Raw genomic sequence first — 24,563 nt, forward strand, 5'->3', positions numbered from 1 at the left:
TGAAATTGTTAATAGAATGCCAGAGGGCTCTTCTGATCCTCAAGATTAGAGTCAAATCTAACTATTTTGCCTGTATATTTTTCAACTATTTCTTTCTGAAAGAGTACTCATATCGTATCCATCTTGCTCTTGACCGACAACGATTGTTAATAAATGGCTGCCAAATACATTTTCTGGATGAGTACTACTTGGAAAATGCTTTCTCAGTTCTCACGTGCGAATTGTGTTACGAGAAAAAAAAGCCCACGTTTCCGCAGGCTCTTTTCTCGTACTGATATTACCCGTGTTATTTTCTGAAAAAGGTACCCGAACCGGGGTAGTTGGCAGCACCACGCCAGTCGGGTTGCCACCACAGGTTGGTGCGGTGACTGTAATCGTTGTCAAAGTCGTTCACGCCCACGTTGATCCGGACGGTTTTCCAGTCGCCACTCTGTTGGTCGCTGAGGTAGCTTAGCGGGATGGCCAGCTCAGTTGCATAGCCTTTGTCAGTTTTGACTGTAATACCTTTCAAACCTTCCGGCTTGTTGCCACTGGTGAACGGCGTGGTGTTGCCAGCGCCATCCACATAAGGACTCATTCCTATGTACAGCACACCCGAGAGGCTCGTCCCGAAAGAGCTGGTGTTTTCCGAGCGACCATCGATAATTACCTGAAAGGCATCCTGGTTGTAAGGCCTTGAGGAGGCCACTGCCAGCAGTTCATCGTCTGTTACCTCGGCGCCAATGTAAAGGAACTGGTCGTCGTAGCTGATTCCGAACCGAACCGAGCCGTCAGCCTTGCCACCTTTGTGAGAGAAGGGATTGGCTTCGGTGTACATCTCGGTTTCTGAGTATGGGAGGGCCGCCCAGTCGTCAAGTTTGCCATCTATTGTCTTGCTGGTGCCCTTTGAAATGTATTCCTTTTTGGCCGGACGGGCATTTTGTGTTACATCCATCGTGACGTCTGCCATGCCCTCACCGTGAAAAGTGACTGTGCCTCTCAGCTCTATTGGCTCCAGCGTGCCAATTGAGGCCCCCTTGCCGCTTAGCTTCAGAGGAAGCATCTCCACGGAGTTGGGAGCAATAGTCAGGTTCTGACGGATAATGCTGGACGTGATGTCTTTGTTGGCTGCCAACTCAAAGCTTACCTCCATGGGGGCGTCGCTGTCGTTGGTCAGGCGGATTTCTGTGTTTCCGGTAGAGAAGGTGGCCCCATCTGTGAACATTGGCGCAATGCGAACAGGCTGCCCATTGAAGAGGGGACGGAAATAGTCAGACGATTGTTCGGTAACCACGTTTTCGTCCCAAATGCCCGACAGCGCCAGGTTGGCCATAATAGGGCCATTATCTGTCATGGTGATCCAAACCACATGGTCAAACTCTCCAAAGCGTGGGCCCCGGAGTCTGCTGCTCCCTCCTGTGGTAGCGAGAATAAAGTATTTGCCGTTGTTTCTCTCGTATTTCACATAGCTGTGATGGTGCCCCACATACACCGTATGTTTTCTCGGTGCCAGCAGCTTCTCCACATCAGGCCAGCGAAGGGTTGTTTCGGGCTCCTGGTTCCATAGCGGTTGGTGCATGAAAAGCAGCGTCCATTTCACTTCCGCATTGGCAGCCAGCGTTTTTTCGATCCATTCATATTGCTCATCACCAATGGTGCCTTTCCCTGCTCCCCGGTAGTTGTCTTCAGAATTAAGACAAAGGAAAAGCACATCTTTGTACACAAAGTGGTAGTAGTCCTTGCCAAAGATGGTTTTGTATTTGTCGTACATCACCTTGTTGGTGATGTCGTGATTGCCGGGCACATAAAAGAACGGCATAGTAAGCGAATCGATAAAGCCATTGAACTCTGTCCACTCGGCGTCTAGTCTGGCATCGTCTTCAGTATAACCTTCTATAAAGTCGCCCACACTCATCACAAACTCAGGCTGTAGCAGGTTGAGCTTGCTCAGGCCTACCTCAAACACATTGCCCCGGTGGCCTCCGGTACGATCCGTGACAATGGCGAATTGGAATGTGGAGGCGTCGTTGTTCAGGTCAAGACTGGTGTAAGGGGCGGGGCCCTCAATGGGTTCAATTTTGATGCTGGCTTTTTCAACAGGAGCTGAGCAAGCTGTAGCAAGCACCAGAAAGCCGACAACAGCGACTGAAAGATAATTCATAGTAGATAGATTTGGTTAAGGTGAAGTTACGCCTCTCACTGGAGAGGTATTTCAAATAAATAGTTAAGTTTAAGTTAACGTTTCCTGCCAAAGGAAGCAATGAAATAACGGGCATAACTATTCGCTATGAAAACTATACTCTTCGTTCTTCTGCTTTTCTGTACCTCCTTTTTTGTTTCTGCACAAAAGCCTGCTGTTGCCGTGGCATGGGACATGGAAGACGATGCCCTCATGCGGGCCTCCGGCTACAAGTTCTTTGTGGAAAAGGTGGACAAAATTATCAGCCCTCAAAACGTGTCAGATGAGCAGTTCGCTGAGAATGCAGCGACGATCAAAAAACTAAAGACAAGCCTGTTTGCGGTGAACTACTTTTTGCCGGGCAATTTGAAGGTGATCGGCCCCGATGTAAATGAGGAGGCGATACTGGCGTATACCGATGTGGTTTTTCAGCGTTGTAGGCAGATTGATGTCAATCTGGTGGTGTGGGGAAGCGGTGGCTCCCGGCGATTGCCTGACGGCTGGGATTATCAAAAGGCGGTAGATCAGTTTGTGGCTATTGCAAAGAAGGTGGCCGTGCAGGCACAGAAATACAATATCCTGATCACGGTAGAAAACCTCAACAAGACCGAGGCCAACTTTCTTAACGGCTTTGATGAGGTGGTGAATGTGGTGAAGCGGGTAGATGAGCCAAATCTGATGGCTTGCGTGGACATTTATCATATGCTGATGGATGGTGATCCTCCGTCGATGATAGCACTGGGAAAAGGCATTACTTTCCACTGCGATATCGCTGAAAAGGCAGACAGAGACCCGCCAGGTACGCTGGGCGACGAAGTAGTTCCGTACCTGCAAGAGCTGAAGCAAATTGACTATAAGGGAAGTATTGTCATCGAAGCCCGCTGGGACGACTTTCCAAAAGAAGCACCCGCCACATTGAAATATTTGGAAGCGAAGGTCAAAGAGGTGTGGAAGTAGGAAGAGAGTATTTGACTATTTGAGGAATCGAGGATTTGAAAACTACCGAACTACCTATCTACATGAACTAACCTCGCATTATTTAACTAGTGCCATCGGCACGGTTTTTTTGATCAGCTTGGAATTTATTCCAGGCTGATTATTTCCAAGCTGCATAATTGCCCAAAATCCATTACCTTCAACCCATTAAAATCTCCTGATAAAATATTGACATTATCTCAGCGGAAGCTATTTCTGCTCCCGACGGTGGCTGCTAACCAGCGGCTGCCATGAACAAACTATTGTCTTATTTTAATCAAGAGTGCAATGAATAACATTTCAAAAATAGCCGTCATTGGCGGCACAGGTAAGGCAGGCAGGTACCTTGTAAAAGAGCTGCTCAGCCGTGGATACCACCTCAAACTTCTGCTTAGGTTTCCTGAAAACCTTCAAATTGAAGATCCGAAAATCGAGTTACTGAAAGGCGATGCACGAGATGTGGAAGCTATCCGGTCGTTGTTGAACGGATGCCAGGCCATCATCAGTGCAGTTGGCCAGCCAAAAGGGGAGGATTCAATTTTCAGCGAGGCTTCAAAGCATATTGTAGCGGCAATGACAACTTATGGCATCCGGCGGTATGTCGTCCTTACCGGGCTCAACGTGGACACTCCTTTCGACAAGAAGAACGAAAAAGTGGCAATGGCCACTGAGTGGATGAGAGCTAACTACCCCAAAACCACAGCGGACAAGCAGGTGGAATACGAATTCCTTACAAAAAGCGCCGTTGATTGGACGCTGGTGAGGCTGCCCATGATTGAGCTTACCGACGAAAGGAGGGGAGTCAACGTATGCTTGGAGGATTGCCCCGGCGACGGGATCAGTGCTACAGACCTGGCTCATTTTGTGGCCGATCAACTGACTGACGATGCTTTTGTGGGGCAAGCACCTTTTATAGCCAGTAATTGATTGAAAAGATGCGGGTCTGTATTGATCCGCATCGTTTTACACTTTTATTCACTGTCATCCAGCATATCTTTCAAGTCGTCGAGTGCTCCGAAAATAACCAGCGTATCTCCTTCTTCCAGAACAGTCTCCGCAGTGGCTACACCGGAAATCTTACCATCTTCTTTCCCTTCCACTGGCTTAATAGTGGTCAACACTGTTATGTTGTACTTCTTTCTAAACTCTGACTCCAGTAGTGTTTTTCCTACATATTTCTCAGGGCACTTCAGTTCAATGATATTGTGCTTGTCCGACAGTTCGAATGAATCAACTACGCCTTTAAAGTTAAGCCTTTTCGCCAGCCTGATGGCGGAGGTTTGCTCTGGCCGACTGATTTCATGCACGCCCATGGCCTGCATCACTGTAGTGTGTAGTTCGCTCACCGCTCTGCCGATAATTCGTTTAGCATGGAGTTGTTTCAGCAGGGCTGTGGTCATGATAGAGGCACCTTCGTCTTCACCTATGGCAACAATAACCGCATCCGCATCTTCCAGAGGAAGGGAGCTTACTGCTTGAATATCAGTAGAGTCGAGGCAAATGGTATGCGTAATGTCATCCTTATGCAGTTCCACCTTGTCCATTTTTTTATCCACCCCAATCACTTCATGCCCCATGGCGGTGAGCGTGGTGGACAGGCTGCTGCCAAAATTTCCGAGACCAAAAACGATATATTTCATACAAACTTAATTTATAAACAATTCCTCGTTTGGATAACGATACCTCAATGTTTGCACTCTTCGTAGCATGCCTACAAGCAGGGTAAGCGCACCCACCCGACCAATAAACATGATAAGAATAATCACTAGCCTGCTGCCGGTACTAAGACTCGATGTAATTCCCATGCTTAGCCCCACGGTGCTGTAAGCCGAAAAGCATTCAAACGCCACCTGAATAAATGGTAGTTCCGGATCAAACATCGTAATCATAAATGTGGCCAGCCCGATAAATATCAACGAAAGTGAGATAATGGCAAACGCTCTCCTGATCGACTTGTTGGAGATTTCTCTTTTGCCAAACTCCACCCTGTCTTTGCTGCGGGCCAGGCTTAGAAAGTTAAGGGTGGCCAGGAAGATCGTGGTAGTTTTTATGCCACCGCCGGTGGAGCCGGGCGAGGCTCCAATCCACATGAGCAACAATATGATCATGATGGTATGAAGCTTCAATGCCGCATTGTCGACAGTGTTGAAACCAGCAGTTCGGGGCGTGACTGCACCGAAAAAGGCGGTCACCCATTTGCCAAATTCGTTGTGTTCGGCCAGCGTATTGTCGTATTCGAAGAAGTAGAAAAGCAAAGTGCCGGGGACTATGAGAAGTGCCGTTGTAATAAGTACGATCCTTGTGTGCAGGTTGATCCTGATGGGTAGCCGATACACAATCCGCCGTTTTACCAGCCGGGCCACTATTGTGCGGGCTGACTCCCTAACATAGTTCACAAAATTGAAGACGATGGGAAAGCCCAACCCTCCGAAAATGAAGAGAAAAGCGATGACTAAATGCAGAGAGTAGTTGAAGCGATAGTTTAGATCGTACAGGCTATTACCAAGCGTAGAGAATCCTGCGTTGCAGAAGGCCGATATGGAATGGAATCCGGCGAAGAGTACTCTGTCGACAAAACCTGGCAGCACTGCCTTGTTGAGCTGCGTGAATATGGCAATACCTCCTGCCAACTCAACCAGAAGGGTAAAAGCGACAATTGTTTTCACGATGCCACTTACCTCCGCCAGCCGGTTAGTATTTGTTACATCTTTTAGAAATAACTGGTTCTGGATGCTAAATCCACCTTTAAAAAAAAGGCCAAAAAAGCTGGTGAAGGTAAGAATGCCAATACCACCCACCTGAATGAGGCCAAGTATCACAACCTGACCGAACGTAGTGAAATAAGAACCAGTGTCAACTACTATGAGGCCTGTAACGCACACAGCGCTTGTTGATGTAAAAAGAGCGTCTACAAAGCCAATACCCTCATAAGTGGCATTAGGCAGCATCAGCAGTCCGCAGCCCAGCAACACAATGAGCGCAAAGCTGAAGATAAAGAGATTGGCTGGATTCTTCGAAAGCTTGTAGAGGGATGTTGTGCGCCTTGAAAACTCTATTACAAAAATGAAAAAGCAGCCCCAGTAGCCAGTGAACTTATGGGTGAAAAAGCTCAACTGAGGATACAAGTGCGGGTTGATTGAAAACACTACATAGGCCAGCATGTAGATAGCCAGCAGTGCCTCTACCAGTCTTGACCGGAGTCGACTGGAATCGAGCATCCATGCGATAGTGCTTGCAACTGTAATCAGCACAAACAAGATGCCAGCAAGAACGGGAAGCAAGGTATGAAGGTAAACTTCAAGGACGCCGCTGTAGGGGAAGCCAACGTCAATAATCAGTAGAAACAAGCCAACACTGCTTACTCCCAGCGAAGACCAGTTGATGATATTGAGTGCTTTCCGTTTCAAATTTTTTGTACTTCTGCGTTCGGTGGATGATATTTTACCAGAAAGCTAAGCATCGTTCATTTAAAACGGCAGTAGATATAGATTAAAATTAAGCTTTTTGCCAAACCAGGAAAAAGAGAAATTTCCAGGCAATGATTTCCCGTTTTTTGGGTCACTTTCTACCAACCACTGCGTATATAATAGCGGTAACTATGCTAAATAGCAGCGCACATATTGTCCATAGTAATTTTGTGCCCGAACTCATAGACTTGCGGTTCGCCCATACGTCATAAATGACCCATACAGCGCAAAGAACGGCAACGATATAAAGTAGATTGTTCATTTGAATTTTGGTTGGTTATCTCCACAAGATAGAGATATTCTCAATACCAATATTGCTTTACTGTCTGTCAGAATTAAATGAGTGCATCAGGTCAGCCGCCAGGAAGGATCTCTTTTCAGTGTTTTGATTTTGTCTGCTTTTCTGAACCGCAGCGCCGACCAGTCGTCGTCCACCGCTACCATACGCACGCCTTCGAAGCCCAGTTTTCCAAGCGATGCCCATCCATGGTCACGATGGATTTCAGCTTTGTACTTTTTGGAGCTCTTCTTAGGGTATACAAACCAAAACGGGGCGTCGTCTGTCAGCTTTGGCGCCAGCTCCAGACTCAGTTCGGTAATGGCCTGTTCTGTTTTTACAAACACGAGCACAAAGCCAAAGTTGTCGGCGGAGCTGATTTGGGTATAAACGGTTCCCAGCTTCTCAAAGTCCCTGATATGAGGTGCGAACTCATCCGGAGACTCAAATATGCCTATCGCCTGCTGAGCTTTGTAGTTAAGTTTTTTGATAAGATCTGTCATGGTTTGGTTTTTTACCTGAAAACGATGAGTCAAATGAGCGAAAATCATGCAAGACCAGAAGACATTATCTGGCAGGAAAAAGGGGCTGCTGGGTAACCCGTTTGGCTTGATTTACGTGCCTCTCCGCATGGCCCACCACAATTTGTAGCGTGTCGTACAGCGAGTAGGTCACCAGCCTTGACACCGGCGAAGTAATAATGACGGTAGTATGATCTACATGATCCATCGCTATCATTTTTCTAGTCAACAGCTTGAGGCTATCAGTAAAGTCTTTCACAATATGCTGGCTAAGCCTGCCTGCGGTTGGCCGGAATATCGCCGGCGACTTCGATTTACGCTTGACCTCCGGCCCCAGGTACTCCACCAGTTGCCCGCCCCAGAAGCTGTGCCAAAAAGCAGGCATTTTCTGCCAAAAAGTGGGCTCGTACCTGCCATCAGCAATTTTGTCAAACTGTGGATAGTATTGTTTGTTCGTCGTCATGATATGGTCAAGGCATTCTCTGACGCTCCACTGGTTCTTCGCCGGCTTCCAGCCTAACTGCTGCGCCGACAGGTCTCCGAATACATTGTTGACCTCAGCAATCAACTCCTCCATCTTATCAAGATGCGATTGAATATTGACATTGTGGAAGCTCTGACTCATGACGATTCATTTGAAAACCAATTTACGGCTTAATTGTCACATTGTACACCCTGCGGTCGTTGCTGTTCGCTGGCGGACGCTATGGTGTTGCCAGCTCCTTACAAAGGGCCTTTTAAGCTATATTTGGGCAGGATTTATTTGGTAAGCTATTTGCCAACACATGTGCCACAGGGCAACTAAACTCACCGATATGTTCAAAAGCTACCTTACCATCGCCTTTCGAAGTTTCTGGAAAAATAAGTTTTATTCACTGCTCAACATCTTTGGTCTCGCCTCCGGCGTGGCGAGTTGTTTGCTCATTTTCCTTTTTGTGTCTCATGAGCTTGGCTACGATCAGTTCTTCAAGGAGAAGGAACGCATATTTAGAGTGGTGACTTCCGCAGTCATGGGTGAAGAGAAAGGCAGGATCGCCGTTTCTGGCAGTATCCTGGGCCCAATTGCTAAAAGAGAGGTGCCTGGCGTGGAGCTGTTCTGCCGTTATGCTGATGTGGGCATTTTTAAGCCGACCATTGTAAAAGAAGGGGAAAGGGTGTTTATGGAGAAGACATTTTCTTATGCCGACTCCTCATTCTTTAAAGTGTTTTCGTTTGACCTGATAGAAGGAGATGTTGAGACGGCTTTGAAGGATCCGAGTTCGGTAGTGATCACATCCTCCATGGCCAAAAAGTATTTTCCGGGCGGCAGCCCTATGGGAAAGACATTGAGAATCAACAACAATACCGACAAGAAGGTAACTGGTGTGGTGGCAGATCCGCCTGCCAATAGCCACCTGCAGTTCAACTTCATCTGCGCTTTTCATAGCATGGAGGATGGAGAGCAGTGGTTTCCCATGAACTACATCACCTATTTAACGCTGGCTGAGGGAGTAGATGCCGGCGAAGTGGGAACGAAAATAAATGCTATCGTTGAAAGAGAGCTTGGAGAGCAACTGGAGGGGTCGGGCATGTCTGTGTCGTTTGAAATGCAGCCGGTAACTGACATATACATGGACAGTAATTTACAGGCCGACATTGGTCAGAGAGGGAACATGTCCAACACGCTTGCTTTTGCCCTGATTGGCGTTTTCATTTTACTGGTGGCCTGCGTGAATTATATCAACCTGACGACGGCCCGCTCGGAAAAAAGAGCCCGTGAGGTAGGCATCAGAAAGGTAATGGGTGCGGTAAGAACGCACATTATCCTACAGTTTTACGGCGAAACCCTTATCATCACTTTCCTGGCAGTGCTTTTAGCCGTAGGCATTACTGAATTCACGCTACCCGCTTTTAACGAGCTCATTGGGCAGAAGATATCGGTCAGCTATTTTGACAACCCTGGCTGGATAGCGCTGCTGGCAGCCGTTGTTTTTGCCATTACCCTGATCGCTGGAAGCTACCCGGCGCTGTATTTGTCACAGTTCATCCCGGTGAAGGTGCTCAAGGGCACTTTCAACCCCGGCAAGGCAGGCGACATGTTTCGCAAAGCGCTGGTCATTTTCCAATTCAGTATTTCTATTTTTCTGATTTTGGGCACTTTGGTCATCTACCAGCAGCTCAATTTCACCAACAGCAAAGACCTGGGCTACAATTCAGAACAGGTAATTGTTGTGCCCTTTGCCGATAGAAAGATGTTCAACAAGTTTGAGGCCTTCAGCAGCGAGCTAAAGCAGAATAGTGCCATTGGGGATGTGAGCAGAGGCTCGGCCATGATGGGCAATATTCTCGCCACCTGGTCGTCGTACAAAGACGGCATGGATCCCAACAAGGGTATTCGTACCCTTGGGTTTACCACCGACGATCAAATGGTAAATACCCTCGGTATCGAGCTGCTGGCAGGGGAGGGCTTCAATGCTACCTCCATGCAGCTGAACGATAGCACCGATGAACCACTCAATAGCCATGTGGTAGTGAACGAAGCGTTGGTGCGCATGCTGGGCTGGAGAACTGAGGAGGCCGTTGGACAAACACTCCATTATGGAGACGAAGCAAGCGGAAAGATAGTAGGGGTGATGAAAGATTTTCATTTCAACTCACTAAGGAGCCAAATTGACCCACTTTTCTTTTTTGTCAGCCCGTGGCAGGACAGGTATGTGTACGTGAAAGTCAATAACATCAACGACCCCGCCGGTGTGAATCATGTGCGTGACGTTTGGATGAACATCTTTGCCGATGCACCCTTTGAGTACAGCCTGCTTGATACTGAGCTACAGAGGCTTTATGACAGCGAGCAACGACAGGCCAGCGTGTTGGTGCTGTTTACCCTGCTCTCGGTCGTGATTGGTGTGTTGGGGCTGTTTGGCCTGACCAACTACATGATCGAAAAACGCACGAAGGAAATAGGCATAAGAAAAACCCTGGGTGCGAATGTGATCGGACTGGTGCGGCTGCTGTCGTGGGATTTTCTGAAACTGGTGCTGATCGCCAACCTGATCGCCTGGCCATTTGCCTGGTATTTTATGAACGGCTGGCTGGAAAATTTTGCCTATCACATTAGCATGAGCTGGGTATATTTTGCCGTAACCGGCGTTACGGTAGTTGCAGTCGCTTTCCTCACGGTGGCCTGGCACAGCATCAACACCGCCAGAATGAACCCGGTGAAGTCGCTGAGGTATGAGTGAGGTAGGGGACGGAAGACCGGAGAACGAAGATGGGAGCAGGCGTCGGCACGGCCAGCAGGCCCAGTGCAGGGGCGCCCAGCTCAGGGCTCGTACCTCTCCAAGCCCTGAAAGGGCGTATACCCAAAGGATGTTGGTGAAGCCACATCCTACAGGAAAGTGCCCCCAGTTTGGCCAGGCGTCGGTACGGCCAGCAGGTCTTGTGCGATAGAGCCGTTAGCCGCCCGAAAGGCGGAAACATCGGGGCCGTCAGCCGTCGGATTGGTTCGATCCAATCAAATCCCACAAATTACCATACAAGTCAGCAAAAACAGCCACAGTACCATATTCTTCCTGCGAAGGCTCACGAACAATTTTGATGCCCTGATCAAGCAGGTTTTGGTAGTCTGCTTTGAAGTCGTCGGTATGGAGGAAGAGGAACACTCTGCCGCCGGTTTGGTTGCCCACCCTGGTTTGTTGTTCGTCGCTGGCGGCCTTAGCCAGCAACAGCAGGCAACCATCGGTTCCGCCAGGAGGTGCCACAAGCACCCATCTTTTGGTCTCGCTCAGGCGAGTGTCTTCCACAAGGGTGAAGCGGAGCTTTTTTGTATAAAACTCAATGGCTTCGTCGTAGTCGGCCACCACGAGAGCGATATGCTTTAGCAGCTGTGTCATTGTCTAGTAACCCTTGCCCGCAATATCGTTCTGAAACTTCTCCATGCCTTTTCTATCCTGCAGGGTCACGAAAACAGTTTTGCCATCCGCACCACCAAAAACCAGGTTGCTGCACTTTTTGCCGGTCAGTGTTACCTCTCTTACTAGTTCTCCGGCTGGGTTCAATACCGCAATAACGCCTTTGCCATATCGGGCCACATAAAGGTTCCCCTCCTTGTCGCATTTCATACCGTCAAATCCGAAGTCGTCGAAGGAAGCGAACAGCCTTTTATTCGAGATATCACCATTGGCATCCACGTCAAACGCCCAGATTTTTAGCTGCACACTTTCATTCACATACAGCGTCTTTTCATCGGGACTCAGCTCAATGCCGTTGGTGGTGCCCATGGCGCTGTCGAGTAACACAGTGGTGCCGTCTGCATCAATTCTCCAGATTTGCCCGGTTTTGTCTCCCCAGTTGGGGTCAGAGGCGTAGAGCCTGCCTCGGCTGTCGATGGAGAGGTCGTTGGGCTGATTGAAAGCGTCGTTGTGGGCAAAGGTGGAAACCGCTTTGGTGGCCATATCAACGGCCAGCACATTGTGGCCGGTGTAGTCGGCCAGGTACATGGTGCCGTCTTGCCCAAATTTGATGCTGTTGGCGGTGCTGCCCTCGGGCAGGGTCAAAAAGAGGGAGGCCGTGCCGTCAGCCTCCACCTTGCCAATGGTGCCGTCTTCTCCAAAGTTGACCACGTACAGGTTGCCTTCGACATCGAAAGCCGGCCCCTCGATGTTGTTGGTGAAGAGGTTTTCGGCTGTGAAATCCGTGGCTTTGAACAACTCGGCTGATTTTTTTTCCGAGCAGGAAAAAAGGATGAAAAACAGGCTGTTTAAGTAGATTAGGGTCTTTTTCATGATCTGGCTTTGCCTCAAAGTTAAAAGGAAAGTCGTTCAAAAATATTTTTTGGAACAATCTTTGGCTTATTGCTGGCATGAACCAAAAAATCTAATGATATGAAAAAGCTCATTTACTCCGCCTTTGTTGCTCTGCTCTTTATCAGTCAATCCTGCGTTGGCCCTGAGGGCCCTCCCGGCCCACAGGGCTTTGATGGCTATGATGGTGTCGACGGAAAAGATGGTGAAGAAGCCTATGTGTTTGAATTCGTCTTCGACTTTGAATCGCCCGATTATGGCGTCCTTCTTGAGTACCCCGATGGATTTACTGCATTGGACTCCGATGTGGTTTTGGTTTACCTGCTGTGGGATACACTCGATGATGGCACTGAAGTGTGGCGATTGCTGCCACAGTCTATGATCACCGACTTTGGGTTTCTTCAGTACAATTTCGACTTCACCAAGTTCGACACAAGGGTATTTCTTGATTCCGACTTCAACCTCGACAACCTTGGCTCGCCGTTTCTCGACAACTGGCTGGCAAGGGTAGTGGTAGTGCCCGGGCAGTTTAGCGGACGAATGGACTACACTGACTATGACGCTGTAAAAGAAACTTTTAACCTGCCAGACAAGGAAATACCCGCTGGCTACGTTATATCCGAACGACCGGAATAAGCAGGTGTATGGATAATATGTTCCGGTATTAAAAAACCCGGCCTTTGGCCGGGTTTTTCGTTTTTTCCCGTCAGCCAATAGCAATGTGCCCCAGGGTTGTTTTCCTCCCACAGGGTTGATAAATTTAAAGCCAGACTTTCGTTTTATGGCAAAAAAGAAAAAGAGCACATCGGACAAAATTGAATGGCTAAACCACGTCCTTGGATTTGCAGGAGTGGTTTTGGGTGTGCTGATAGCCTTTTGGCTTAACAACTGGGCGGGTAACAGGCGGGAGCAGCAAATAGCAGAGGTGGCTTTGAAAAATATTCGAAGTGAAGTAGCAAGAAATCAGTCTGCCATGGATACGCTAGTTCAAGTTAACGCACGTCAGCTCGGCTTTTTGGATGCTTACCTTCCATTGGTGGATGATGATATGACATTCTTAGGCTCCAGTAGTCAATTTGATTCCCTTCAGGCGCAATTCCCGGACTTACTGCTAGCGAGAGGTAGGCTTGATATAGAAATCGAATTGCTTGGCTTGCCTGAAGTGGCGTGGAAAACGAGCCTCAATTCTTCCATATTGTCATCAATTGATTTTAATCTCTTGTACGCAATTAACGAATCCTATGATCTTCAGGAAAAGGTAGCCGGCATAGATAACCTGTTAATCAGTGACCTGAGAAATATTGGAAATGGCAGGAAGAATGATTTCCACAGCTTCCAGCGAACGTTGGGCACGTATATGCAGTTGTCGGAGCAGTTGCTACTAGAGAAATACCCCAGATGTCTGAAAGAAATTGATCTTTTTTTAGCCGACGGTAGTAGAGATACTGATGCATTGGTACTTGATACCATCAAATAGCTATTGTTTTTTGTTTAGCATACAGCTATTATAGCCTAACAAATTTTTTATCGACATACTAATTGCCCAAACCATGGAATTCAAATTGGTGAAAATCGGTAACCAGATATGGATGGCCGACAACCTGGACGTAGATACTTATCGCAACGGTGACCCCATCCCCGAAGTAACCGACACTGACGAATGGGACCGCCTCACCACCGGCGCCTGGTGCTACTACAACAACGACCCTGAAATGGGCAAGCTGTATGGCAAGCTCTACAACTGGTATGCCCTGGTCGACCCCAGAGGGCTGGCGCCAGAGGGCTTTAGAATCGCCAGCGACGACGACTGGAAACTGCTCCTGCAAACCGTGGGCGGACATTTAACGGCTGGTGCCATCCTCAAGTCAACTGAGCTGTGGAAGGCACCCAACGAAGGCGCTACCAACCAGGCAGGCTTCAGTGCCAAGCCAGGCGGGCTCTGCGACGACGACTGCTCCTTTATGGACAGAGGCACCATTGGCTACTGGTGGACGCCCGACGAAGAAGGCAAAAAACTCGCCTGGAGCTACATCATGGAGTACGACAACGACCACGTAAACCGCAGCTACTACGAGAAAAAGGACGGCCTCTCGGTGCGCTGCCTAAAGGCGTAGTCGGTCTTTTTCCTATCCTTTCGAAGCCCGATAATCGGCGACATTAAAGAGGTTACTCTCTGCACTTCCGCAGAGAGTAACCTCTTTAACCTCTTGAGTACCGTCCCCTCTTAGCTGAGCCACCATCGAACAGAGGCCCCCAACCCAAACTTTTTCAGTAGCAAGTTCCTATCACTACTTTGCCAAACAGTTCAAAAAGAAAAGCGAGGGCAAAACGCCCCCGCTTTTTATAAAAAACCAACCTAACTTTATTTTTAGAGATGCCCTTAAGGCTTAACGACAGCATTGCCATCGAGTATAACCGCTGTTTGGGCCAGCATACGACCATTCAGGCTTGCACCTGTTTGTAGTGTAATGCCAGTCATCGATAGTACTATGCCCTCAAAATGAGCGTTGGTGCCTATCACTACTTCGCCGGCCACTTGCCAGAAGATGTTCTTGGCTTGAGCTCCACCTGTCAACGTGATGTTTTTTGCTGCGCTCATGGTGAGGTCACCTGAGATCTGGAAGATCCAAACGTCGTCTGGCCCTCCCGAAATCGTAACGTCAGACGGAACAGTCACTGTGCTTGTCCACTTGTAAAGACCAGCGGCTAGCGTTTGTCCGCCAATATTACCCGTTCCCAGCTCTGAAAAGTCTGGTGTTGGGCGTCCGGCTGCATCGTTGTAAGCAGTGATCATGTTTTCCACCGCTACCGTCAGATTTGTCGACGTAGGAGAAGCCATGTCGGCCGCATACACCTTACCTGTGACCTGTGGTGAAGTGGCAAAACCTGTAGCATCTGTCAAAGCAAATCCAGTGATGAAAGAGGTAGCCGCCGGGCTGAGCCCCAAATCACCCGTAATGGCCGATGTCGGGATATTATTGATCGCTGTTTTGGCCAGAATAACATAATTACCCGATGCACCAAGGCTGACTGCGGCCAGGCCTGAAACGGTGCCTGTAGTGAAGGTCCACACATGGGCCGCCGCAAGGGCGCTTCCTGTTGTGTTTTTGGCATCGGTGGTCACCGTTGCTGTGTAGATTTTATTTGATTCTAATAGGCTATTGGGGATAAACTGACCTGTCATGCCCGAGTAGCTGATCGCTCCGGCTATAGCTGTTGCTCCCTGCTTCAGCGTGAACGACGATGATGTGATCGTTGACGCATCCATTGTCTCGTTGAAAGTAACCGACAGTACCTTGTTCAGGGCAACACCTGTGGCGGCATTGGCCGGGTTGCTGGCCGTTACTGTAGGCAAAAAGTCGGTAGTGAAGCTCCATACTTTGGCTGCTGCTATGGCCACTCCACCCAGGTCTTTTGCGTCAGTAGTCACAGTGGCTGTGAAGACAGAGCCAGCTGCTAATGCGGTAGTTGGTGTGAACACTGCGGTGTTTCCAGTATAGCTAACAGCCCCGGCAACAGCGGTAGTACCTTGCATCAGAGTGAATGAGGTAGCGGTAAACGTTGATGGATCCATGGCCTCGCTAAAGGTAATGGAGATGGCCTGACTAAGAGCCACGTTGAGGGCCGCATCTAAAGGCGCCGTCGATATGATCGTAGGAATCGCATTGGTTGTAAAACTCCAAGCTTTGGCTTCGGCCAGCGCTGTGCCAGCCAGGTTCTTCGCACCTACGGTTACGTTGGCAGAGTAGGTCAGCCCTGGTTCTAAAGCACTTGTCGGCGTGAAAACGGCAATATTTCCAGCATAGGTCACAGTTCCTGCAACAGCGGTTGTGCCTTGCGTCAGCGTGAATGAAGTGCTGGTAACCGTTGATGGATCCATTGCCTCGCTAAATGTTGCTGAAACGGTAATGTTCAGTGCCACGTCGGTCGCCTCGTTGAGGGGAGCAATTGCCGCTACCGTGGGGGCAACGAGTACAGGCGCAAGTCCTGACGTAAAGCTGAAAGTATGGATGTTCTCCAGGGCTACGCCTTCCATGTTTTTGGCATCCACGCTTAAGGTAGCTGTGTACAAAATGCTGGCAGCCAAATCACTTGTTGGAGTGAAAATAGCTACAGAATCCGCATAAGTCACAGTTCCAGCAACGGCGGTTGTGCCTTGCTTAAGAGTGAATGAAGTGCTGGTAATCGTTGACGGATCCATTGCTTCGCTAAATTTTATCGAAATAGCCATGTTCAGGGCCACGTCAGTCGCCTCGTTGAGCGGAGTAGTTGTTACTACTGTTGGTGCTGCAACTGCAGGGGCAAGTCCTGATGTGAAGCTGAAAGTATGGATATTCGCCAGGGCTACGCCTTCCATGTCTTTGGCTCCTACGGTTATGGCAGCAGTATACAAAGTGCTGGCCGTCAAATTACTTGTTGGAGTGAAGGTGGCTACCGAATCAGCGTAGGACACGGTTCCTTCCACAGCGCTGGTTCCTTCTAACAGCGTAAAAGTGGTAGCGTTGATCGTCAAAGAATTCATGTCTTTGTCGAAGGTGATTTCAATGGACGTATCAAGTGCCACGTCCTCTGCGTCAGCCACCGGGCTTGAAGAAACCACTTTGGGTGCTAATGCGCTGGGCTCACTTTCATCGTCTTTGCCGCAGCTGGTAATCAATACGATGGCTGCCATGGCAATCATTGTGAAAGCGTTCTTTAATTCCATAATCTGTTATTTAAATATCCGTTACTAGCGGGGCCGGGGAGTATTTACTCACTAGCCGCAAAGGTGGGCACCTGGTCATCAGGCGAGGCTTTGATGACACAAAGGTGGCTGGATTGAAGCTGGAATGTGTTGTATGCTGTTAGCAGAGAGTTACATATATCGCAGGTTTTGAATGCATTGCCGGAATGACTAACACAAAGTAAACATGATTAGTGAACGTCATCTCGAGGCTGGCTGAAAGGAACGACCGACAGATCTCGTTAACTAACCTATGCAATGACAACCAGACTTTTATCCTTCTATCGATTGCTATTTGGATGGCTGATTGAAGTGACGGTAGTGTAGGAGATGGGACGTTCGAATTATCATTTTCGACCACTTTATCACTGCCCCATCTCCCTCATTTCCAACTAAGATTTTGGTCAGGCAAATTGAAATGTCCACAAACCCTATTTATCCCGCTTTTAGTGGTACCTTCCGGTAGATTCATCAGCACGAGAATCGGGTACCATTCCAACTCGCTCCCCCTCTGCATTTTCGGTGTTTATCAATTTTGAGTTTCATCCAAATGCTATCACCATGCGAGTATCGGTTATAAGGAAAAATGTAAAATTCATGCCCGACTCAAGCAGGGTAGTCGCCAGGTTTTTTGTCAATGGTGACGAACGAACCCAAAAGTTGCTTAACAGGATCATGGCCCTCGAAGAAAAACAGGTGGGCCTTGCGCTGGAACAAACGCTGCGTGAATTTGCCAGCCGGCACCGAAACATCTCAAGGATATTTTTCAAGCATTGCGACAATATCCGAAGGGTGATTGAGGGAATGGAAATCAACTATTCACAGCTTTCCGATGAACGGAAGATGCTCATCGGTTCTTATTGCACTTCGGAGTACTCCATCGAATCAGCTGCTTTTTTCAACCCTTCCCTGATCAGTGACCTCGATCAGCTTTCTTTAGAGAATGGTGAACAACGGGTCATTTTGTCGTTCAGGGCTACAGGAGAAGGGCATATTTCATCGATTGTATTCAGAAGGGGAATACTCGATGCAAACAATGACATGAAGGTAATGGCCACAGGAAGCCACATGGATACACCTGAGATCACTCACAAGAAGCTGTACGACAAAAGCCGGTTTGTTAAAAAACTAAAGGAAATGAGCATTCTTGAGAAATATTCCACCAATCTTATGGAAGCTCTGCCTGAAAAATTTGAATACTACGCATTGAAGCGGGCTGTGGACAGAGTGTTGAACGATGCAACGATCAGCGCCGACCGGCGTATGGCACTTGAAGAGGTGACCTGGCTGGCAGACTCGTTTTATGACGTAGCCTTCAAACGTGACTCAGACATTTCGGAAAGAGTGCTGTTTCCCGTGTCTGAGTCGGAAAGCAACGGCATCGAGGATGCCCGGTTTGTCAGGTTTACGGACGACGACATGAACGAAAAAATTTATGCCACCTACACCGCATATAATGGCCACACCATCCTTCCGAAGCTTCTTTCAACAGACGATTTTTACACCTTTCGGGTGATGCCGTTGCACGGCAATGGGGCACTGAACAAGAACCTCGCCCTTTTTCCAAAAAAGATCAAAGGTAAATACGCCATGCTGGCACGGGTGGACGGGGTAAACAACTACCTGATGTATTCAGACAGAAATACTGTTTGGAACAGTCCTGTCATTATTCAGGAGCCGAGGTTTCCCTGGGAATTTACGCAGATCGGCAACTGCGGCTCGCCTATTTGGACAGAGGAAGGGTGGCTGGTCATTTCTCATGGTGTGGGGCCTATGCGGCGGTACTGCATTGGGGCGTCTCTGTTTGACCTGGATGATCCTTCCAAAGAGATTGGAAGGTTGGAGGAACCATTACTTTCTCCCCTCGAGCAGGAAAGGGAGGGTTATGTGCCTAATGTAGTTTACTCCTGCGGGGCAATGATTCACAACGCCAGCCTGATTCTCCCCTATGCGGTGTCGGATTATGCGTCTACCTATGGTGTGGTAGACATGGCTGAACTGTTTTATGCACTGAAGAAGAGATAGGATTAGGAGCGAGCGTGTAACACCATTTCATAGGCCTGAATATAAGCCTCCACCATCGCCTCTATGCTGAAGTGGGTTTTGGCCTGCTCTCTGCATCGGTGAGGGTCGAGCTGAGGCAGTAGTGCCACCGATTGGACGGCCTCCGTTATATCCCTGACCAAAAAACCGGTCACTCCATTGACAATCAATTCGGGCATGCTGCCTCTGTCGAAGGCGATGGTGGGTGTGCCGCACATCATGGCTTCCACCACACTCAAGCCAAACGGCTCGTCGAAAAAGATGGGGTGCAATAAGGCCATGGCCTCGCTCAATAGTTTGTTTCGGTCAACCGGCCCCACATTGCCCAGGTAAGTCACCAGGCCACTGTCAACCGAAGGTTTGATAGTCGTTTCATAGTACTGCTGGTCTTGAATAAGCCCGGCCATGATCAGTGGTACTCCTGCCCGGCGGGCAATGTCGATGGCGGCATGCGCTCCTTTGTCCAGATGGATTCTGCCGAAATACAACAGGTAGTTCTCCTTGTCTTTTTTGAAGGTGAAATCTTCCGGATTCAGTCCGTGGTAGATAGTGCTCAGATAGTCCAGCTCAGGATGCCGATCGGCGTTGGAGATGGAAATGTAAGCGGTGGAGGCGTTATACTTTTTGTAAACAGGGACTATTTTGGGAGAAGAGAATCCGTGGATGGTGGTGACCATCGGCGTGTCGATGAGGCCGGAATAGGTGAGGGGCAGGAAGTCGAAGTGGTTGTGGATGATGTCGAAGCGAGCCGCCTGTTCCATCAGGTGGCTGATGTGCAGGCATTCCCATACTTTGGGGTCTATGTTTTGATCCTCAGCATAAGGACGCTCACACACCGATTGGAGCTGGCCGCTGGTGATGGAATCGCCAGTTGCAAATAAGGTAACGTCAATACCCTTTTTGCATAGCCCTTCTGCAATATTTGAAGCTACTTGCTCCCAGGGGCCATATTTTTTGGGAGGGGTGCTCCACGCAATGGATGAGAGGATAGCAACCTTCATCCACCTGATTTATAAAACTCCTCATGCGCCTGAAGCACTGTAAGGTGAGAGATCAGGTAGGCCAACGAGCTTTCTGCGCCCTGATTTCGGTTGACGCCATAGTTTTCAAAGCCATCGCAGCAGCCCTTGGTTTCAAAATCATACAAACTCATGCGCAAATCGTTTTCGCCCAGAAACCACATAAACGCCGTGTACAGCTCATTAAGGTATTTCTTGTCTCTGGTCAGGTGAAATGCCTGATGAAACATGAGCACCATGGCCAAGGCATCGATGGGCTGCTGCCCGTATATCGAACGAGTGCCATCTTTCTGGTACCATTCGCTGTTTCCGATGATGGATAAATAACCATCCTTCATGGTGTGACTCGTCAGGAAATCCATGCTGTCCATGGCCACTTTTGTTATTTTTTCATCATTCAGTATTTCGGCTGCGTGAAGAAGTGAAAGCGGTAAAATGCCATTATCGTAGGCCAGCAAAGCTTCAAACCACTGCCAATCGGCCGTGCAGTTGTCGTCGTAATGTGCTACCAGCACATGAGCCAGGTTTCTCAACCGTTCGGTCATGCCATCGTCGGAAGGGTTGCTCTTCAGGTAATAGCAAACGCCTATCATGGTATTGGCAATACTGCGGATGGACTTCAGTTTTTCAAAGTTGGGTGCCGCTTCAAAAAAGACAAGCCTGCCGGTTTGGTAGTAGGCATCGTTGGGCGCATTGCCCAGCAGGTAGCCCAGTGCCCATATAGTTCTGCCGAAGGAGTCTTCTGAGCCCACCTGGTCGAGAAAATTGCGATTGAAGCTGAGGAAATTTTTGAACGTACCGTCTTCATTTTGCAGGTAATGGATATAGCTCAGGTAAATCGGCATAAACTCCAGAGCCGTCGCATCCTTCTTTTGTTTATAGGCCATTAACGCCATTAACAAAGCACGGGCGTTGTCGTCAAGGCAATACCCTTCCTTGAGGTTTGGAATCCCAAACTTTGCATGCTGTATAATGCCGGTGTCGTCCGTTAGTCGCTTAATGTGTGCGAGCGAAAAAGGAGGCAGGAGCATGAGGTCGATGATGGTCTCCTTTTTATCGAATGCTTGCGGGGGATCTGCAAGAATACTTCTCGCCAGGGCAGTGTACTTCTCACCCGTTTTTGGCCAGGTGATGTTCTTCCCATACTCATACGCCTTCCTTTGAAGCTCTTTCAACACTGCCGGCTGGCTGAGTAGTTCATTGAGGATAGTCGCCAGCTGATCGGAGTCGCCGAAGTCAAACAGGCGCCCCCGGCCGTCGGCAAGCAGCTCACTGGCATACCAATAGGGGGTAGAAACCACCGAGCAGCCAACGCCCATGGCAAACGACAAGGTGCCGCTTGTGATCTGGGCTTCATTCAGGTAGGGGGTAATATAGATATCACAGGCGGCCAGGTATTTGAAGAGCTGATCAGGATCCATAAACTCGTTCAAAAAGAACACATGATCCGATAGTTTCAGGCTTTTGACGAGCAAATGGAGAGAGTTGCGGTATTCCTCACCTGAGTGACGCAGGATATTGGGATGGGTTTTTCCAAGTACTATATAGAGCACTTCAGGATGCTTTTCTATCACTGATGGTAGCGCTTTTATGACCGTCTCTATGCCTTTGTTGCGGCCAATGAAGCCAAACGTTAACAGCACCTTTTTGCTTTCCAGTTTGAACTCTTTTTTGGCCAGGGCGTGGTCAAAATGAATGTCGGGTACGCCATGCTCAATGAAGGCAATTTTTTCCCCTGGCACGTCATAAATACCGGTGAGGAACTCAATGGCCTTATGGCTCATGACCACCACCTTGCTGGCCATCTTACAGATTTCTTTCAGTATGGCTTTTTCATTGTAAGAAGGGGCCTTCAATATGGTGTGGAGTGTTACAATCACCGGCACCTTTAGCCTATGCAACAGAGGAAGGATATACACACCGCTTTGTCCTCCAAAAATACCGAATTCATGCTCCAGCACACAAAGATCTGCACCGCTCAAATTGATGAAATTGGCCGCCTCAATGTAGTCGGCCTGCTGCTCCTGGCGGATCGTCAGCTTTACCTCTTTTGGGTAGGGATAGATCTGATCGTGATCGTTTAATGCAACTACAAACGCTTCCTCGCCGGTTCCTTTTTCTCCTTGTGAACGTGACATAGCATCCACAAGGTCCCAGGTAAATGTACCAATGCCGCATTCACGGGGGGGGTAGGTGCCGATGTAGGCGATTTTCATATCAAAGCATTAGAGGTGAGAAGCGCCTGCTGATAAAATAGACGAGCGCCTGAAAAAAACAGACAGCAAAGAATTGTTCAGGTCTTTGCCTGGGTAGCCACATCGGTAATCTCTCTTTCGAATAGTACCTTGTCTTTTTGCTCGGGATGAGTAGGAGACGTGCAATAATAAATTTTCTTGATGTACCGCCTGATCACTAATTTTTCGCTGGGGTGGGCAAGGGTATATACCGTCGTTCCTTCTGCAAACTTATTTTCTGCCATGATTGAATGTTAATTGTTGCTATAATGCACTTCTGCTACATGTTTTCCTGCACACGACTCTCACCTGAGGAGACAGTCATCACCGGCAGCTTTGAGCCTGATGCTTCGCAAGCCAGCAGTTCCCGCTCGTGGAACACCAATTCTTTTCTTGACAGGTCCTCCATCATTTTGCAGTAATAAACGTTCGTAGCATACCGGCTAACGATTAGTTTTTGGCCAGGTCGTATTTTTTCAACTACCAGGTCACCCACTTTAAATTTCCCTTCCATCGGATATTAATTTTGTGTGTTTTCCACGAAAAATTTAGACGGACAAATCCTCATAACCACTTTTTATCATGGTTGAAATCATCTTGAAGCGGACATTTGCTTTTATTGCATTGCGGCAGTGGGCAGGAATAATAATCGATTGCCCGGTGTCGAGTATATTCGACACGTCGTCAATCACCACTTCTGCTTTTCCATCAATCACCTGAATGAAAGTGTCAAATGGCGAAGTCTTCTCTGTTAGCATTTCTCCTGAGTCAAACGACACCGCACTCACATTGCCTGTCGTTTTCTTGATAATGGTTTTTATCACCACTGAGTTAGGTACATATTCTATAATTTCTACGATGATGAAAACTTTGGCTTTAGGGTATTCTGGCGTATCCATTTTGAATGTTTAGCTATTTGCAATGAGTTAAAAGGACAGTTTCTGGTAGAGCACCATCACTGCCCTTTCGTTACCCTCCAGGTGTGTTCGCAGTATCTATTAAATAATGCGTTTTTCACTTCAAAGGGCTATGCTTTGTTTTCAAAAGGAAGCCCTTTCCTAATGATGTTCATCACCTCTTCGCTGTCCTTGTTGATTCGTTCACATATCCTTGTGAGCAAATCCTGTTCTCCGCCCGCTTCGAACACCAGGTCTTCGTCAGTGAGTAGTCCAAATTTCTGCTTGAGTAATCCCGACTGATCGGCCCAGTCGCCCGTTATTTTAAATACGCCTGCTGCTTTAATTTTCGCTGTAGCCATTCAAGTATTGGTTATTTCAATAGACAAAGTTGTCGCAATACCCAACCGGAAACCTTACATCTTAAGCAGAGAGTGTTACATATATCACAGATTGGGAGCTTGGCTGTTCCGATTACGCCCCGTCTTTCGTAGTGCACACAAGGTCAGTGCCGGACACGGAAAACAGCAAGCCATGCTTTCGTCAACTAGAAGCGTCTTCGCATTTTTTTCTAAAAATGTATCGTATTGGAGAGTTACTCACTTAAGCGGAAATGGGAAAAGGAAGTCGACCAGCACATTGTTGTGTGCATGCGACACGTGGTCTTTTAATGATGCCATGCTTTTGTGCATAGCCACGGCATACTCCTCGTCTAACTTCAATAATATTTTTTCAAGTCCCTGAAGTTCTTTCCTGATAGCCGTATTTCTTGCGCCCCTTTCCATGGGCAGCGATTGAGCAAGCGCCGTCAGCGTGGCTTCGAACTTTTCGTTGACCTCCTTAAAGAATGCTGCCAGCAAAGGATGGCTGGCGTACGATTTAATATGCTCGATGTTGAGCGCAGCGAGTTTTTCGGCTTTGTCAAACTTGCCATCTCCATTGGCCGCCAGCAACGAAACATAGGCCGGAAACTTAAGGAGCGATTGGTGTTCTGCGGGTGTTAAATTTTTGAAGTCCATACTGATGTTGTTTTAGTTTTGTTTGGCCGGTGCCTTTGCCACCACTGCCCTTTGCAGTGAGCTCACAGAAACAGTTAGTGATTTCGCTAGCTACCCAGCAAAAAGTTTAGAGTGAGTTTTAATTCAACAAGGGTGCTGTCGACTGCCTGCTCTGGCGTGTCGCCCCTGCCCGATATCTCCAATGTTTTGTGTCCCTCTACCGTAGCCCACAGTAAACATGCGTTGGTATGGCAACCATTCTGCACTTCTTCGTCCGAGAGATAGACTTTTATTTCGTTAATGTGATGCCGGTACCGATTTAGGTCGGCTTGAATTTGAGCAATAAACTGTGCAGTATATTCCTCACTACCTGGAATATTTTTGTCCGTTTTAAACTGAATGACCATGCTGCTTTTGTCAGAAAAAAGTCTGTAAATCGGCGCTATACGCCGTGTGAGGGAAACTAACATT

25 protein-coding genes are annotated in these 24,563 nt (G+C 48.2%); 8 read left to right on the top strand and 17 right to left on the bottom strand.

The genetic code is table 11. The features are described from left to right. Positions 1-286: 286 nt before the first annotated feature. Positions 287-2,140, bottom strand: coding sequence for a sugar-binding protein (locus tag RIG68_RS25725; protein ID WP_350129248.1), 1,854 nt, complete (start codon positions 2,138-2,140; stop codon positions 287-289). A gap of 126 nt (positions 2,141-2,266) precedes the next feature. Here RIG68_RS25725 and RIG68_RS25730 point away from each other — a divergent pair, with 126 nt between their 5' ends. Together RIG68_RS25730 and RIG68_RS25735 are read left to right on the top strand one after the other, a co-directional pair. Next, positions 2,267-3,115 carry a sugar phosphate isomerase/epimerase family protein gene (locus RIG68_RS25730; protein ID WP_350129251.1) on the top strand — a complete coding sequence of 283 codons (849 nt, stop codon included), beginning with the start codon at positions 2,267-2,269 and terminating at the stop codon, positions 3,113-3,115. A 306-nt stretch (positions 3,116-3,421) separates the two neighbouring features. Next, a complete protein-coding gene (locus RIG68_RS25735; protein ID WP_350129254.1) occupies positions 3,422-4,060 on the top strand; it encodes an NAD(P)-dependent oxidoreductase in 639 nt (212 codons plus the stop codon). Positions 4,061-4,104: 44 nt separating this feature from the next. Here the strand turns inward: RIG68_RS25735 and RIG68_RS25740 are convergent, their stop codons facing one another. The 5 genes from RIG68_RS25740 to RIG68_RS25760 form a co-directional block, all read right to left on the bottom strand. Further along, entirely contained in the window at positions 4,105-4,773 is a 669-nt protein-coding gene (locus RIG68_RS25740) for a potassium channel family protein (RefSeq protein ID WP_151997448.1), read from the bottom strand. A 6-nt stretch (positions 4,774-4,779) separates the two neighbouring features. Further along, positions 4,780-6,540 carry a TrkH family potassium uptake protein gene (locus RIG68_RS25745; protein WP_350129257.1) on the bottom strand — a complete coding sequence of 587 codons (1,761 nt, stop codon included), beginning with the start codon at positions 6,538-6,540 and terminating at the stop codon, positions 4,780-4,782. A gap of 151 nt (positions 6,541-6,691) precedes the next feature. After that, complete coding sequence (locus tag RIG68_RS25750; protein ID WP_350129260.1) at positions 6,692-6,862, bottom strand: PLDc N-terminal domain-containing protein; 171 nt, start codon at positions 6,860-6,862, stop codon at positions 6,692-6,694. Between the two features lie 86 nt (positions 6,863-6,948). Continuing rightward, positions 6,949-7,380 carry a hypothetical protein gene (locus RIG68_RS25755; protein ID WP_350129262.1) on the bottom strand — a complete coding sequence of 144 codons (432 nt, stop codon included), beginning with the start codon at positions 7,378-7,380 and terminating at the stop codon, positions 6,949-6,951. 64 nt (positions 7,381-7,444) lie between these two features. Beyond that, positions 7,445-8,023, bottom strand: a complete 579-nt coding sequence (locus tag RIG68_RS25760) for a DinB family protein (RefSeq protein WP_350129265.1) — start codon at positions 8,021-8,023, stop codon at positions 7,445-7,447. Between the two features lie 190 nt (positions 8,024-8,213). On the opposite strand from RIG68_RS25760, the gene RIG68_RS25765 reads away from it, so the two are divergent. Beyond that, positions 8,214-10,619 carry an ABC transporter permease gene (locus RIG68_RS25765; protein ID WP_350129267.1) on the top strand — a complete coding sequence of 802 codons (2,406 nt, stop codon included), beginning with the start codon at positions 8,214-8,216 and terminating at the stop codon, positions 10,617-10,619. Further along, entirely contained in the window at positions 10,612-10,827 is a 216-nt protein-coding gene (locus RIG68_RS25770; RefSeq protein ID WP_350129269.1) for a hypothetical protein, read from the top strand. Before RIG68_RS25765 ends, RIG68_RS25770 begins: the two co-directional genes overlap by 8 nt. A gap of 38 nt (positions 10,828-10,865) precedes the next feature. On the opposite strand, the gene RIG68_RS25775 is transcribed toward RIG68_RS25770, so the two are convergent. Then, positions 10,866-11,270 carry a VOC family protein gene (locus tag RIG68_RS25775; RefSeq protein WP_350129272.1) on the bottom strand — a complete coding sequence of 135 codons (405 nt, stop codon included), beginning with the start codon at positions 11,268-11,270 and terminating at the stop codon, positions 10,866-10,868. Positions 11,271-11,273: 3 nt separating this feature from the next. Further along, entirely contained in the window at positions 11,274-12,161 is an 888-nt protein-coding gene (locus RIG68_RS25780; RefSeq protein ID WP_350129275.1) for an SMP-30/gluconolactonase/LRE family protein, read from the bottom strand. A gap of 99 nt (positions 12,162-12,260) precedes the next feature. Between RIG68_RS25780 and RIG68_RS25785 the strand changes: the two genes are divergently transcribed. The 3 genes from RIG68_RS25785 (at position 12,261) to RIG68_RS25795 (ending at position 14,293) form a co-directional block, all read left to right on the top strand. Beyond that, entirely contained in the window at positions 12,261-12,815 is a 555-nt protein-coding gene (locus RIG68_RS25785; RefSeq protein WP_350129278.1) for a hypothetical protein, read from the top strand. A 145-nt stretch (positions 12,816-12,960) separates the two neighbouring features. Next, a complete protein-coding gene (locus RIG68_RS25790) occupies positions 12,961-13,656 on the top strand; it encodes a hypothetical protein (protein WP_350129281.1) in 696 nt (231 codons plus the stop codon). A 73-nt stretch (positions 13,657-13,729) separates the two neighbouring features. After that, positions 13,730-14,293 (top strand): fibrobacter succinogenes major paralogous domain-containing protein, encoded by a 564-nt coding sequence (locus tag RIG68_RS25795; RefSeq protein WP_350129284.1) that lies wholly within the window; start codon positions 13,730-13,732, stop codon positions 14,291-14,293. A 266-nt stretch (positions 14,294-14,559) separates the two neighbouring features. On the opposite strand, the gene RIG68_RS25800 is transcribed toward RIG68_RS25795, so the two are convergent. Then, the gene (locus RIG68_RS25800; RefSeq protein WP_350129286.1) at positions 14,560-16,884 is read right to left on the bottom strand and encodes an Ig-like domain-containing protein; all 2,325 of its coding nucleotides are present in this window, start codon (positions 16,882-16,884) and stop codon (positions 14,560-14,562) included. A gap of 579 nt (positions 16,885-17,463) precedes the next feature. Here RIG68_RS25800 and RIG68_RS25805 point away from each other — a divergent pair. After that, entirely contained in the window at positions 17,464-18,927 is a 1,464-nt protein-coding gene (locus RIG68_RS25805; RefSeq protein WP_350129288.1) for a glycoside hydrolase family 130 protein, read from the top strand. Between the two features lie 2 nt (positions 18,928-18,929). On the opposite strand, the gene RIG68_RS25810 is transcribed toward RIG68_RS25805, so the two are convergent. The 8 genes from RIG68_RS25810 to RIG68_RS25845 all read right to left on the bottom strand — a co-directional run bounded on the left by RIG68_RS25810 (position 18,930) and on the right by RIG68_RS25845 (position 24,562). Continuing rightward, a complete protein-coding gene (locus RIG68_RS25810) occupies positions 18,930-19,946 on the bottom strand; it encodes a glycosyltransferase family 4 protein (RefSeq protein ID WP_350129291.1) in 1,017 nt (338 codons plus the stop codon). After that, positions 19,943-22,180 (bottom strand): glycosyltransferase family 4 protein, encoded by a 2,238-nt coding sequence (locus RIG68_RS25815; protein WP_350129294.1) that lies wholly within the window; start codon positions 22,178-22,180, stop codon positions 19,943-19,945. Before RIG68_RS25815 ends, RIG68_RS25810 begins: the two co-directional genes overlap by 4 nt. Positions 22,181-22,257: 77 nt before the next feature. Beyond that, a complete protein-coding gene (locus tag RIG68_RS25820) occupies positions 22,258-22,443 on the bottom strand; it encodes a hypothetical protein (RefSeq protein WP_350129297.1) in 186 nt (61 codons plus the stop codon). A gap of 35 nt (positions 22,444-22,478) precedes the next feature. Continuing rightward, positions 22,479-22,712, bottom strand: coding sequence for a hypothetical protein (locus RIG68_RS25825; protein ID WP_350129300.1), 234 nt, complete (start codon positions 22,710-22,712; stop codon positions 22,479-22,481). A 34-nt stretch (positions 22,713-22,746) separates the two neighbouring features. After that, the gene (locus RIG68_RS25830; protein WP_350129303.1) at positions 22,747-23,097 is read right to left on the bottom strand and encodes a cupin domain-containing protein; all 351 of its coding nucleotides are present in this window, start codon (positions 23,095-23,097) and stop codon (positions 22,747-22,749) included. 128 nt (positions 23,098-23,225) lie between these two features. Further along, positions 23,226-23,456 (bottom strand): general stress protein CsbD, encoded by a 231-nt coding sequence (locus RIG68_RS25835; protein ID WP_350129306.1) that lies wholly within the window; start codon positions 23,454-23,456, stop codon positions 23,226-23,228. A gap of 237 nt (positions 23,457-23,693) precedes the next feature. Next, the gene (locus tag RIG68_RS25840; protein WP_350129309.1) at positions 23,694-24,113 is read right to left on the bottom strand and encodes a hypothetical protein; all 420 of its coding nucleotides are present in this window, start codon (positions 24,111-24,113) and stop codon (positions 23,694-23,696) included. Between the two features lie 86 nt (positions 24,114-24,199). Next, entirely contained in the window at positions 24,200-24,562 is a 363-nt protein-coding gene (locus RIG68_RS25845) for an HPF/RaiA family ribosome-associated protein (protein WP_350129312.1), read from the bottom strand. Position 24,563 lies beyond the last annotated feature (1 nt).

The organism is Imperialibacter sp., from assembly GCF_040222385.1.
Taxonomy (GTDB): domain Bacteria; phylum Bacteroidota; class Bacteroidia; order Cytophagales; family Cyclobacteriaceae; genus Imperialibacter.

What these genes read in the sequence shown, in the direction of transcription:
- RIG68_RS25820 (WP_350129297.1), bottom strand. Translation starts at nt 22,443, where the DNA reads ATGGCAGAAAATAAGTTTGCAGAAGGAACGACGGTATATACCCTTGCC.
- RIG68_RS25805 (WP_350129288.1), top strand. Translation starts at nt 17,464, where the DNA reads ATGCGAGTATCGGTTATAAGGAAAAATGTAAAATTCATGCCCGACTCA.
- RIG68_RS25840 (WP_350129309.1), bottom strand. Translation starts at nt 24,113, where the DNA reads ATGGACTTCAAAAATTTAACACCCGCAGAACACCAATCGCTCCTTAAG.
- RIG68_RS25795 (WP_350129284.1), top strand. Translation starts at nt 13,730, where the DNA reads ATGGAATTCAAATTGGTGAAAATCGGTAACCAGATATGGATGGCCGAC.
- RIG68_RS25760 (WP_350129265.1), bottom strand. Translation starts at nt 8,023, where the DNA reads ATGAGTCAGAGCTTCCACAATGTCAATATTCAATCGCATCTTGATAAG.
- RIG68_RS25845 (WP_350129312.1), bottom strand. Translation starts at nt 24,562, where the DNA reads ATGTTAGTTTCCCTCACACGGCGTATAGCGCCGATTTACAGACTTTTT.
- RIG68_RS25790 (WP_350129281.1), top strand. Translation starts at nt 12,961, where the DNA reads ATGGCAAAAAAGAAAAAGAGCACATCGGACAAAATTGAATGGCTAAAC.
- RIG68_RS25770 (WP_350129269.1), top strand. Translation starts at nt 10,612, where the DNA reads ATGAGTGAGGTAGGGGACGGAAGACCGGAGAACGAAGATGGGAGCAGG.
- RIG68_RS25825 (WP_350129300.1), bottom strand. Translation starts at nt 22,712, where the DNA reads ATGGAAGGGAAATTTAAAGTGGGTGACCTGGTAGTTGAAAAAATACGA.
- RIG68_RS25735 (WP_350129254.1), top strand. Translation starts at nt 3,422, where the DNA reads ATGAATAACATTTCAAAAATAGCCGTCATTGGCGGCACAGGTAAGGCA.
- RIG68_RS25835 (WP_350129306.1), bottom strand. Translation starts at nt 23,456, where the DNA reads ATGGCTACAGCGAAAATTAAAGCAGCAGGCGTATTTAAAATAACGGGC.
- RIG68_RS25780 (WP_350129275.1), bottom strand. Translation starts at nt 12,161, where the DNA reads ATGAAAAAGACCCTAATCTACTTAAACAGCCTGTTTTTCATCCTTTTT.
- RIG68_RS25785 (WP_350129278.1), top strand. Translation starts at nt 12,261, where the DNA reads ATGAAAAAGCTCATTTACTCCGCCTTTGTTGCTCTGCTCTTTATCAGT.
- RIG68_RS25730 (WP_350129251.1), top strand. Translation starts at nt 2,267, where the DNA reads ATGAAAACTATACTCTTCGTTCTTCTGCTTTTCTGTACCTCCTTTTTT.
- RIG68_RS25800 (WP_350129286.1), bottom strand. Translation starts at nt 16,884, where the DNA reads ATGGAATTAAAGAACGCTTTCACAATGATTGCCATGGCAGCCATCGTA.
- RIG68_RS25750 (WP_350129260.1), bottom strand. Translation starts at nt 6,862, where the DNA reads ATGAACAATCTACTTTATATCGTTGCCGTTCTTTGCGCTGTATGGGTC.
- RIG68_RS25830 (WP_350129303.1), bottom strand. Translation starts at nt 23,097, where the DNA reads ATGGATACGCCAGAATACCCTAAAGCCAAAGTTTTCATCATCGTAGAA.
- RIG68_RS25765 (WP_350129267.1), top strand. Translation starts at nt 8,214, where the DNA reads ATGTTCAAAAGCTACCTTACCATCGCCTTTCGAAGTTTCTGGAAAAAT.
- RIG68_RS25740 (WP_151997448.1), bottom strand. Translation starts at nt 4,773, where the DNA reads ATGAAATATATCGTTTTTGGTCTCGGAAATTTTGGCAGCAGCCTGTCC.
- RIG68_RS25775 (WP_350129272.1), bottom strand. Translation starts at nt 11,270, where the DNA reads ATGACACAGCTGCTAAAGCATATCGCTCTCGTGGTGGCCGACTACGAC.
- RIG68_RS25755 (WP_350129262.1), bottom strand. Translation starts at nt 7,380, where the DNA reads ATGACAGATCTTATCAAAAAACTTAACTACAAAGCTCAGCAGGCGATA.
- RIG68_RS25815 (WP_350129294.1), bottom strand. Translation starts at nt 22,180, where the DNA reads ATGAAAATCGCCTACATCGGCACCTACCCCCCCCGTGAATGCGGCATT.
- RIG68_RS25725 (WP_350129248.1), bottom strand. Translation starts at nt 2,140, where the DNA reads ATGAATTATCTTTCAGTCGCTGTTGTCGGCTTTCTGGTGCTTGCTACA.
- RIG68_RS25810 (WP_350129291.1), bottom strand. Translation starts at nt 19,946, where the DNA reads ATGAAGGTTGCTATCCTCTCATCCATTGCGTGGAGCACCCCTCCCAAA.